At 64.5% G+C, this 10,603-nt stretch carries 12 protein-coding genes; 2 read left to right on the top strand and 10 right to left on the bottom strand.

Annotation, left to right across the window (positions count from 1 at the left end):
- Together DNK59_RS28835 and xopAW are read left to right on the top strand one after the other, a co-directional pair.
- Positions 1-909: HAMP domain-containing sensor histidine kinase (locus DNK59_RS28835; RefSeq protein ID WP_110725374.1), on the top strand; the 909-nt coding region annotated here is incomplete at its 5' end.
- Positions 910-1,017: 108 nt separating this feature from the next.
- Positions 1,018-1,863 carry a XopAW family type III secretion system calcium-binding effector gene (gene xopAW, locus DNK59_RS28830; protein ID WP_110725373.1) on the top strand — a complete coding sequence of 282 codons (846 nt, stop codon included), beginning with the start codon at positions 1,018-1,020 and terminating at the stop codon, positions 1,861-1,863.
- A gap of 40 nt (positions 1,864-1,903) precedes the next feature.
- Here xopAW and DNK59_RS28825 read toward each other — a convergent pair whose 3' ends face one another.
- The 10 genes from DNK59_RS28825 to DNK59_RS28780 form a co-directional block, all read right to left on the bottom strand.
- Positions 1,904-2,956: an AI-2E family transporter gene (locus DNK59_RS28825; protein ID WP_060838209.1), complete on the bottom strand. Its 1,053-nt coding sequence runs from the start codon at positions 2,954-2,956 to the stop codon at positions 1,904-1,906.
- A gap of 69 nt (positions 2,957-3,025) precedes the next feature.
- A complete protein-coding gene (locus tag DNK59_RS28820) occupies positions 3,026-3,829 on the bottom strand; it encodes a DUF4892 domain-containing protein (RefSeq protein ID WP_177431315.1) in 804 nt (267 codons plus the stop codon).
- Positions 3,830-3,837: 8 nt separating this feature from the next.
- Positions 3,838-4,497: a glutathione S-transferase family protein gene (locus tag DNK59_RS28815; protein ID WP_110725372.1), complete on the bottom strand. Its 660-nt coding sequence runs from the start codon at positions 4,495-4,497 to the stop codon at positions 3,838-3,840.
- Positions 4,498-4,547: 50 nt separating this feature from the next.
- Positions 4,548-5,402 (bottom strand): alpha/beta hydrolase, encoded by an 855-nt coding sequence (locus tag DNK59_RS28810; RefSeq protein WP_110725371.1) that lies wholly within the window; start codon positions 5,400-5,402, stop codon positions 4,548-4,550.
- On the bottom strand, positions 5,399-6,199 hold the full coding sequence (locus tag DNK59_RS28805) for an alpha/beta fold hydrolase (RefSeq protein ID WP_110725370.1): 801 nt from the start codon (positions 6,197-6,199) through the stop codon (positions 5,399-5,401). The genes DNK59_RS28810 and DNK59_RS28805 overlap by 4 nt, the downstream gene beginning before the upstream one ends.
- A gap of 114 nt (positions 6,200-6,313) precedes the next feature.
- Entirely contained in the window at positions 6,314-6,757 is a 444-nt protein-coding gene (locus DNK59_RS28800) for a hotdog fold thioesterase (RefSeq protein WP_092316898.1), read from the bottom strand.
- A gap of 33 nt (positions 6,758-6,790) precedes the next feature.
- Complete coding sequence (locus tag DNK59_RS28795; RefSeq protein WP_110725369.1) at positions 6,791-8,458, bottom strand: AMP-binding protein; 1,668 nt, start codon at positions 8,456-8,458, stop codon at positions 6,791-6,793.
- A 172-nt stretch (positions 8,459-8,630) separates the two neighbouring features.
- Positions 8,631-9,080, bottom strand: coding sequence for a phosphohistidine phosphatase SixA (sixA, locus tag DNK59_RS28790; protein ID WP_110725368.1), 450 nt, complete (start codon positions 9,078-9,080; stop codon positions 8,631-8,633).
- Positions 9,077-9,424 (bottom strand): DUF4389 domain-containing protein, encoded by a 348-nt coding sequence (locus tag DNK59_RS28785; RefSeq protein ID WP_092316906.1) that lies wholly within the window; start codon positions 9,422-9,424, stop codon positions 9,077-9,079. The genes sixA and DNK59_RS28785 overlap by 4 nt, the downstream gene beginning before the upstream one ends.
- Before the next feature lie 18 nt (positions 9,425-9,442).
- Positions 9,443-10,468, bottom strand: coding sequence for an NAD(P)H-dependent glycerol-3-phosphate dehydrogenase (locus DNK59_RS28780; RefSeq protein ID WP_110725367.1), 1,026 nt, complete (start codon positions 10,466-10,468; stop codon positions 9,443-9,445).
- Positions 10,469-10,603: the final 135 nt, after the last annotated feature.

Genomic DNA, 10,603 nt, shown 5'->3' with positions numbered 1-10,603 from the left:
GCCCTCGGCAATGGCCCCCCTGGACCGCCGCCGTACTTCCCGCATCGTCCGCCACGCCCCTGGTTCGGCGGGCCGCTGGTGCCCCTGACCTTCCAGCTGATCTCCTTGGTGATTGCCGCCTGGTACGGCGCCAAGCTGCTCTCGCGGCCGATCCAGCGCCTGAGCGACGCCGCCGAACGCCTGAGCGAAAACCTCGACAGCCCGCCCCTGGAAGAGGTCGGTCCGCGGGAAGCACGACAGGCCGCCAGCGCCTTCAACCAGATGCAGAAACGCATACGCGAACAGGTCCAACAACGCGGGCGCATGCTCGGCGCCGTGTCCCATGATCTGCGTACACCGCTGTCACGCCTGAAACTGCGCCTGGAGCAGATCGAGGACAGCAAGCTGCAGGGGCAGATGCGCCAGGACCTGGACGACATGATCAAGATGCTCGACGCCACCCTCAGCTATCTGCATGAACAGCGCACCAGCGAGGCCGAGCAATGGATGGACGTGCAGGCTCTGGTGGAGTCGCTGTGCGAGAACGCCCAGGACCAGGGCGCCGATGCCCAGGCCCAGGGCCATTGCGCCCCGCTGCTAGTCCAGCCCATGGCCCTGCAGTCGTGCATCAACAACCTGCTGGACAACGCCCTGCGCTACGCCGGCCACGCCACCCTGGCCCTGGAGGACCATCGGCATCAATTGCTGATCCGAGTCATCGACCATGGCCCCGGCATCGCCGCCGACAAGCGCGAGGCCGTGTTCGAACCCTTCTTCCGCCTCGAAGGCTCGCGCAACCGCAACTCCGGCGGCGTCGGCCTGGGCATGACCATCGCCCGCGAAGCGGCGGAGCGCATGGGCGGCCAGTTGCAGCTGGAAGAAACGCCCGGCGGCGGCCTGACCGCTGTGCTGCGCCTGCCACGCCCCTGAGCCCCTTGTGTAGCCACGGGTACAAAGCGCCAATACCCAGGACAACTCCGGCCTAGAGGCTGCATGAGCCGGTGCCCGCACCGGATCCATCCCCAAGGAGCGAGTCCAATGATAGGTAGCGTCAGCAGCAACTATTCGAGCTATTACAGCTCCAGCAGCAGTACCTCCAGCACCAGCCGCGGCCAACAGTTGCAAAAGGAACTGTTCGCCAAGCTCGATAGCAATGGCGACGGTGCGGTGAACCAGGACGAGTTGAACAACGCTCTGTCGCAAAAAGGCGACAAGGGTGTCCTGGTCAGCCTGAGCAAGAACTTCAGCGAGCTGGACAACGATGGCAGCGGCAGCCTGAGCAGCGACGAAATGGCCGCCATGGCACCACCGGCGCATCACGGCCAGGCGCCCGGCACCGAACTGGCGGACGCCCTGCTCAGCGCCCTGGACAGTGACGGCGACGGCGTCATCAACAGCGACGAACTGAGCAGCGGCTTGAGCAGTGCCGGTAGCAGCGCCGACAGCAAGCAACTCTTCTCGGCCCTGGACAAGAACCAGGATGGCAACATCAGTGCAGACGAACTGGCCGCCAGCCTGACGCCGCCTCCGCCCCCCCCACAACAGCTCTCCAGCGAGCAACTATTCGGCCAGCTCGACAGCGACGGCAACGGCAGCATCAGTGCCGACGAACTGAGCAGCGCCCTGCAGGCCGGCGACCAGAACTCGGCCAGCAACGACAGCCGTTCGACATTGCTGAAAATACTCGACAGCGACAGCAGCGGCGGCATCAGCAGCGATGAACTCAAGGTCGCGCTGCAGGCCGGGCGCAACCAGGACGGCGAGACTCGGAACCAGCAGGCCAACCTGGCCGAAGCCCTGGGCAAGATGATCGCCAACCTCAGCAAGCAGTATCAGCAGAACCCTGCCAGCAGCGTTGGCAACAGCGTCAACGTTACCGCCTGATGAGTGCTTGCCGCGGCTTTGCCCAATGGCAAGCCGCGGCTCAGCGCGGCTCCTGGGTCCGGGCCTGGCTGGCGCTCCAGTCCAGCAGCAGGCTGTAGGCCACCGCCAACAGGGTCGGACCGATAAACAGACCGATAAAGCCGAAGGCGATCAGACCGCCGAACACTCCCAGCAGCACAATCACCAGGGGCAGGTTGCCTCCGCGACTGATCAGGTAGGGTTTGAGCACGTTGTCGACGCCACTGATGATGAAGGTGCCCCAGATTCCCAGAAACACCGCCATGCCGTATTCGCCCTTCCAGGCCAGCCAGGCCGTAGCCGGAATCCACACCAGGGGCGGCCCCATGGGAATCAGGCTGAGCAGGAAGGTGACGATCCCCAGCACCAGCGCCCCTGGTACACCGGCAATCAGAAAACCGATCAGCGCCAGCAGGCCCTGGGCCGCAGCGGTGCCGATCACCCCGTTGACCACCCGTTGCACGGTACCGGCGACCAGATCGATGTAGTAGCCGGCCCGATCGCCGATCAGTCGCTCCAGCAGTTTGTGTACGAACAACGCCAGGCGCGGACCGTCACGGTAGAAGAAAAACACGAAGACGATGCTCAGGGTCAGTTCGAGAATGCCGCCGCCGATCTGCGCACTGCGGGCCAGCAACCAGTTGCCCACCTGCCCCAGATACGGCTTGACGGCCAGCATCAACGCCGCGCCCTGCTGATCGATGCTGTTCCACAGCCCGACCAGACGCTCCCCCACCAATGGCAGGCTGCCCAGCCAGGCGGGAGCCTCGGGCAGGCCGTCCACCTGCACGTCCTTGATGAAGGCCGTGGCATCGCGCACGTGATCCGCCAGGTTGAGCCCGAGCCAGACCAACGGCGCCGCCACCAGAACCATCCAGCCCAGGGTCAACAGGGCCGCCGCCAGGGATTCACGGCCATTGAGCCAGCGGGTCAGCAAACGCATCAGCGGCCAACTGGCAAAGGCCAGCACCGCCCCCCAGAACAGCGCCGACCAGAAAGGCGCCATCACCCAGAAGCTGGCACCGAACAACACCAGGAGCAGAATCTGCACCAGCAGGCGATCGTTATTGGGCATGAAATGTCTCGCACAAGGGTAAACGGAGAAGAGTAGGCGAACCCGCGAGTGCAGGCCGCCTGAAACAGCTTAACGCAGCAGTTCGAAGTGCAGCCCGGCCGCTTGGGTGTCGCCGGTTTCCATGCGCGTCGCCAGCACGCCCTGGCCAATCAGGGCCTGCCGCCAGGCTTCGGCCTGCTGACCGGACAGGCTGACCCGCAGCGTGGTGTCCAGGTTCAGCCCGCGGGAAAGCAGGTTGAGCCACACGGGCTGGGGATCGGTCAGCTTGGGCAGGTCCAGCTTGCCGGTGTCCTTCAACTGCCGCAGCAGGGTCGCCGACGTGGGCAGCAAGTCGCCCAGGGCCGCGCTGGCGTCGAACTGTTCCACGTGCAGGTAGGCCCGGCGGTTACCCCGGGTAATGCTGTACAAGGCCACCAGGGAGTTGTCCTGGGGCGCCGCCAGGCGCAACAGCAGATAGGCTTGCTGCTCGTCGGCGCCCAACAGCTTGGCGTTGCCGAACACTTCATTGGCCCACAGGCTGCTCTCGCCGCAATCCCGGGCCTGGCACCAGAACAGCAGCTCTGCCCCCTGTTTCTGCAGGGCTTCGCGAGCCAGGGTGAAGGCTTCGTTGGAAGTGCGTTCGGCGGGCAATTGATAGGTGATGGCAGTGAGCTTGCCCCGGGCATTGACCTGGCCGTCGAAGCGCAATTGGCCGCTGATTCTGCGGATCGAGCCCAAGGGGTAGACACGCTCCTGCTCCACTTGCGGGCGGTAGTCGACGATTTGTGCATCGGTCAGACGCGGTACCAGGGGCAGGTCATGGCTGCCGGGCAGGTCGGCGGCAAGGGCCAGGGTGCTTAGCAAGGACAAGCCCAGAACACTGATTGAACGCATGGAAACTCTCATCGGATAAGCATGGCCTGGGCACCCTTGACGACGCTGGCGTCGTCACTGCGTTGCGGAACCTGCAAGCCACGCTGGACCGCAGGTCGGGCCTCCAGGGCCGCCATCCAGCGTTGCAGGGCCGGCAAGCCCTCTACCGAAACACCGGACCACTCATGACCGCGCACCCAGGGGAAGGTGGCGATGTCGGCAATGCTGTAGTCCCCGGCCAGGTACTCGACCTGTTGCAGGCGGGTGTCGAGGACTTCATACAGGCGTCGGGTTTCATGCTGATAGCGATCGATGGCGCCCTGGAGCTTTTCCGGGAAATAGCGGAAGAACACGTTGGCCTGGCCCTGCATGGGCCCGATGCCGCCCATCTGGAACATCAGCCATTGCATGACGATCGAGCGGCCCTTGGCATCGGAGGGCAGCAGTTGGCCACTGCGCTCGGCCAGATACACCAGGATCGCGCCGGATTCGAATACGGGAAAATCGCCATTGTCTCGATCGACGATGGCCGGAATACGCCCATTGGGATTGATCTTCAGAAACGCCGGCGCCTTTTGCTCGCGCTTGTCGAAACTCAAGGAATGCACCGTGTAGGGCAATCCGAGTTCTTCAAGCAGGATGGAAACCTTGTGGCCATTGGGGGTCGCAGCGGTGTACAGATCTATCATGGTTGTCTCCCATTTCAACCCGCCCAGCCTCGACAGTTGACCCCGTCAAGTCAAGGAACGGCGAAAAACCGATTGAAACAGTCTGCGACAGAGGTTGCGCCGACCTCATCGTTGAGGTGCAGATGATGGCCGCCCGGCAGCTGTTCCCGGCTAAAGGGTAGACGCTGCAGCAGGGACTCGTGCCGGGCCAGCATGCCGTCGGCAGCCACCACCAGCTGCGTCGGGCAACTGACCCGCTCGACGAAGGACATGGCCTGTTCCTCGGTCAGACGCAGCGGCGACGGCAGGGTCAGGCGACTGTCGCTGCGCCAGGTATAGCCACCGGGCACCGGCATCAGCCCACGCACAGCCAGCAGCTCGGCGGCCTCGCGACTGACCGCCACCAGCCCCTTCATCCGCGCTTCGATGGCTCGCTCCAGCGTGCTGTAGACCGGCTTGCGCTTGTCCTGCAGGTCCAGTTGCGCCTGCAAGGCCATGCCCAGCCGTTCGGCGGCACCTGCGGCGCTGGCGGTCGGAGGAATCACGCCGTCGATCAGGGCCAGATGGCTGACCCGCTCCGGCAGCGCCGCCGCCAGCACCAGCGATACGATCGCTCCCAACGAGTGCCCCATCAGGGCAAAGCGTTTCCAGCCCAGCTGTTCGGCCACCTGCAGCACGTCATGGACGTAATCCCACAGGGCATAGCCCGCGCCCGGCGGACGGTGCCCGGAATGCCCGTGACCGGCCATGTCCAGGGCCACGATGCGCAAGCCTTTGAGCTTGGGCGCCAGCCGGGCGTAGCTGTTGGCGTTGTCCAGCCAGCCATGCAGGGCGATCACCGGCAGGCCGTCCTCGGGCCCGAACAGATGGGCCGCCAGCTCGATGTGGGGCAGGTTCAGGCGAACTTCCTCGACGACCTGGCTCATGCACAGCTCCGACGCTGTTCCCAGCGGGTGAAGAGTTCCTTGAGCAGGGTGGCGGTGGCTTCGGGCCGCTCAAGAGGAAACATGTGGCCGCCGGGCATGGTCAGCGACTCGCCCAGAGGCATGCGCCCCACGGCGCTGGTGTGATGCCGCATCACCACCCGGCTCTGCTGGCCGCGCACCACGGCCAGGGGCACCTTGAGCTGGCGAGCGCTGCCGGGGCTGGTGTGCGGTACGCCGCGATAGATGCTGATCTCGGTCGCCGGGTCGAAGCGCAGGCGCAACCTGTCGCCCACGGGTTGCAGGCCGTGCTGCAGGTAGGCATCCAGGCAATCCGGGTCGAAGGCCCGGAACAGGCTCTTGCGCGCAAAGTAGCTGCGCGCCGATTCGATATCGGCAAACTCCTCGCGACGGCCCAGGGTGCGCCCGGCCGGAGTCAGGCGGTCGATGAAGCCAAAACGCTTGGCCGCGCGGATCACCCACTGGTCGGCCCGGGTCAGCACCGGCGAATCGAGCATGACCACGCCTCGATACAGCTGCGGACAACGCAGGGCGGCGTGCAGGTGCAGCACGCCTCCCAGGGAATGCCCGACGCCCCACACCGGCTGCGCCTGCTGTTGCAGGTGGTGAATCAACTCATCCACCAGGCTGCGCCAGTTATCGTCCACCGGGAATCGCGGGTCGTGGGCGTGCTGCTGCAAATGAGCCACCTCGAACTCCGGCGCCAGGGCGGCAAACAGCTTGCCGTATGTGCCGGAGGGAAACCCATTGGCGTGAGCGAAAAACACCTGTTGCGACATACCGACCTATCCATCCACCAAACCAACACCGATTGTCCGCAGGCCCTTACCCCAGGGCAATGACCGTAACGGACAGGAATACTGACACCCAGGCTCAGCCTATGGCGCGCTAGATCACTGTGCCGGCGGCGTTTGCCCCAGAGGCACCACGGCCATGGTCAGACGCGAGATACAACTGGCCTTGCCTTCGTCGCTGCTCAGGCGAATATCCCAGACATGGGTGGTGCGCCCGATATGAATGGCCCTGGCCACCGCCGTCACCCGGCCGCTGCGCAAGCCCCGCAGGTGGTTGGCGTTGATCTCCAGCCCCACGCAATAGAACTTGCTGGCATCGATACACAGGTAGCTGGCCATGGAGCCGACGGTTTCCGCCAGCACCACCGAGGCTCCGCCATGCAGCAACCCGTAGGGCTGGTGAGTGCGATGGTCGATGACCATGCTGGCGGTCAGCGACTCCTCATCAAATGACTCGAAGCGAATATCCAGCACTTCGCCAATGGTGTTCTTCTGTGCCGCGTTCAGTTGCTCGATGTTCGGAGTGGTGCGCCATAGGCTCATCGCTGCTTCCCTTCTGGGTGGTTTTTTTGTCGCTCAATCCTGCCACAGCACGGCTTCGCTGCGCTCGCTCCAGCTTTGAAAACTGGCGCCATAGGTGGCCTCGATCACATTGCGCTTGATCTTCAGGGTCGGGGTCAGAAAGCCGTTCTCCACGGCCCAGTTGTCCTTGACCACCACCAGCCGGTGCAGGCGCTCGTGCTTGTCCAGGCCGCCATTGACCTGGGCCAGCAGGTTTTCCAGGCTGCTGTGCAGCCCTTCGCGGGAACTGCCGCCGGCCGCCTGCCAGCCCGCCGCCGAAAGCACGCACAATCCCAGAGGCGCGCTCAAACCGTCTCCCACTACACACACCTGCTCGATATGGGCATGCACGGCCAGGCGATTTTCGATGGGTGCCGGGGCCACGTACTTGCCCTTGCTGGTCTTGAAGATTTCCTTGAGCCGGCCGGTCAGGCGCAGATTGCCGGCCCCGTCCTGCTCGCCCTTGTCGCCGGTGCGCAGAAAGCCGTCCTCGGTGATGGTCTCGGCGGTCTTCTGCGGGTCCTTGTAATAGCCCAGCATGGTGGCCCCGCTGCGTACCTGGACCTCGCCCGCGTCATCGATACGCACTTCAACCCCGGGACAGGGCCGGCCGATCCAGCCCGGCACATGCTCCCCGGAACGCCCTATATGGGAATAGCCGCAACTCTCGGTCATGCCGTAGACCTCCAGTACGTCCAGGCCCAGCCGGCGATACCAGTGCAGCAGCGCCTGGGGCACTGGCGCCGCCCCGGACAAGGCCACGCGCAAGGCGTCCAGCCCAAGCCCGGCCAGCACCTTGTGGCCGACGCGCTTGCCGATCAACGGCAGGCTCAAGAGCAAGTCCAGGCGCTTGGCCGGCACCTTGCTGTAGACCCCCATCTGGAACTTGGTCCAGATTCGCGGCACACCGAACAGCGCCGTGGGCCGGGCTCGCCGCAGGTCGTCCAGGAAGGTATCGAGGCTCTCGGCGAAGAACACCGTCTGCCCGGTATAGATCGCCGCCATCTCGACAAACATGCGCTCGGCCACATGGCACAGCGGCAGATAGGACAGCAGGCGATCCCCCGGGCCCAGGCCGAAGAGTTGTGTCCCGTGAGTGGCGGCAAACCCCAGATTGCCGAAGCTGTGCATCACCCCCTTGGGCAGGCCCGTGGTACCGGAGGTGTAGATGATGGTGGCCAGCTGATCGGCCGGCGGACTCGGACTGTCAGCCAACGGCTGACAGCCTTGCAGATCGTCCCAGGTGTAATCGAAAGTGCCTTCGGGGGCCAGCGGCAGGCGCACGGTGGGCAGACCGGGCCTGATCCCCGGGGCCATGCCCGGCCAGTCATCGAGCTTGCCGATGAACACCAGGACCGACTCGGAATGCTCCAGTACCTGGGCCACCGAATCGGCGGTGAGGTTGGGATACAGCGGCACCGACACATGCCCGGCCATCCAGATCGCCAGGTCGCTGATGATCCAGTGCGCGGAATTCTTGCCGATGATTGCGATGTGACTGCCCAAGGGCAACTGGCGCTCTCGCAGCCATTGGGCGGCGCGACGGGCCTGCTGGCCGACCTCGAACCAGCTCAGCTCCTGCACCTGCCCTCCGGCGCTGGGCTGAACCAGAAAGCGTTGCTGGGGATGACGAGCCTCGCGCTCGTAGAACACTTGCAGCGGCAAACGAAAAGCAGCAGCCATGACTCGCTCCTTTGTTTTTATTCTGTTCGCGACACCAACCAAGCACTTGCTCGGTCGACTATTCCACGCACAAAGGAGGGCTGCAAGTTAAGAAATGTAGCGCCGTACCACCGGGTGTCGGTCACCCTGACGGACCTGCGGCGGCCAGGAACTGTCTGGCCGCCGAGGCGCTCTAGGGATGCTTGACGCTATTGAGGGTCATCAGCCCCGCCAGCGGCCAGTCGCCTTCCAGCTCCGCCAGGCTGGCGGTATTCATGGGCTGGGGATCACGCAGATGACCGTGCTGCAACAAGCCGATCAGCTTGCCGACCAAGGGTTGGTGGCTCACCAGCAGCAGGTTGTCGGCACTGTCCAGATGCTCCAGCACCTGCAACGGGTTGGCCTCCGGCGTCAACCAGGGCAGGGTGCGGATCTCGCCCTCGAAGCCCAGGGCCTGACGCACCAGTTGCGCCGTTTGCTGGGCTCGTACATAGGGGCTGGCGATGATCGCGCTGATGGGCTGGCCAATCAGCTGCGCGGCGCTGCCGAGCACTTCCTGGCGACCGTGGGTCGTAAGGTTGCGCTGGTCATCGCTGGCCGCATGGGGTTCGGCCTGGCCATGGCGCAGTACCCACAACTTCACAGCTTGGGCTCCTCGTCGCGCACCGGGTGGGGCGCCGGCGGCACACTGTGGGGAGCTTCCCCTTCAGGGGCCCGCGGGGTTGGCCAATCGGCGAACGGCCAGGGTTTCTGCTCGGTGTGGAAGCTGCCGAACCGGCCAATCTGCGCCAGGAACTGGCTCAGGCTGTCGCCAAAGTTCATCAGGCCGGCATTCGGCGCGCCGTAGATCAGGCGATAGATCAACTGCACCAGGACCAAAACGCCAAGAAGAAACTGCGCCACCTGCCACACCAGCAGGAACACCAGCATCCACAGCACGCGCAGGAGGATGGATTCGTATTTGGCTTCGGAATTCGTATCGTTCATGTCTGGCTCCTGTGCTACTCAGTTGAACCCGCTGGTGGAGATAAAGTCGACGTCGGTTTTCGGCTCGCCACGCATCAACAGCTCGATCACCTGGTTCAGCGTCCGCCCTTCGAACAGAATCGCATGCAGGCCGGCTACCAGCGGCATATAGACGCCCAACTCCTGGGCCTTGGCCTTGAGCACCTTGAGGGTGTTGACGCCCTCCGCCACCTCGCCCAGGCGAGTCACTGCGTCCTCCAGGCTCAGGCCCTGCCCCAGGGCAAAGCCCACCTGGTAGTTGCGGCTCTTGGGCGAGGAGCAGGTGACGATCAGGTCGCCGACCCCGGCCAGACCGAGGAAGGTCATGGGATTGGCGCCCTGGCTGACGGCAAAACGGGTCATCTCCGCCAGGGCACGGGTAATCAGCATGCTCTTGGTGTTTTCCCCCATGCCCAGGGCCACCGCCATGCCGGCGATGATCGCGTAGACGTTCTTCAACGCCCCGCCCAGCTCGACGCCAAAGCGGTCGGCACTGGCATAGACGCGGAAAGTCCGCCCGTGCAACGCCGCCTGGACTCGCTGGCAGAGCTCTTCGTCTTCGCTGGCGACCACGGTGGCGGTCAGCGCATGCTCGGCCACTTCCCGGGCCAGGTTGGGGCCCGAAAGCACGCCAATGCGCGCCTGCGGGGCAATGTCTTCGAGGATCTCGCTCATCAGCTTGAAGGTCTGGGCCTCGATGCCCTTGGTCAGGCTGACCAGCAGCTTGCCGCTCAACAACTGCGCGTGGGGCGCCAGGACCGAGCGCAGCGCGCTGGAAGGCAAGGCGACGAAGCACAGGTCACAGTCACTCAGGGTGGCCAGCAGGTCGGTGACCGGTTGCACCGCCGGATGAATCTTGATGCCCTTGAGATAGCGCGGATTCTCGCGATTTACCCGAATGGCCTCGGCCTGCTCGGGATCGCGCATCCATTGCCGCACCGGGTGACCGTTTTCGGCCAGCAGATTGGCCACGGCGGTACCAAAACTTCCGCCTCCCAGGACCGCAATAGGGCGCTGTTGTGTCATATGCAATCCGTTTATCCATAGCAGTGGCGATGGCGGCATTATACGGGGCGCTTTTCCCACCACCAGCCCCACCGGCCATTCAGGCAACCTGTCGGGAACACGCGCGGTCATTCGGGGAATGTCGGGCTTATCGAC

Origin of the sequence: Pseudomonas sp. TKO26, assembly GCF_003225665.1 — a bacterium.
GTDB lineage: Bacteria > Pseudomonadota > Gammaproteobacteria > Pseudomonadales > Pseudomonadaceae > Aquipseudomonas > Aquipseudomonas saponiphila.
Note: the sequence above shows the minus strand (reverse complement) of the source record. Positions and strands in the feature narration are given on the sequence as shown.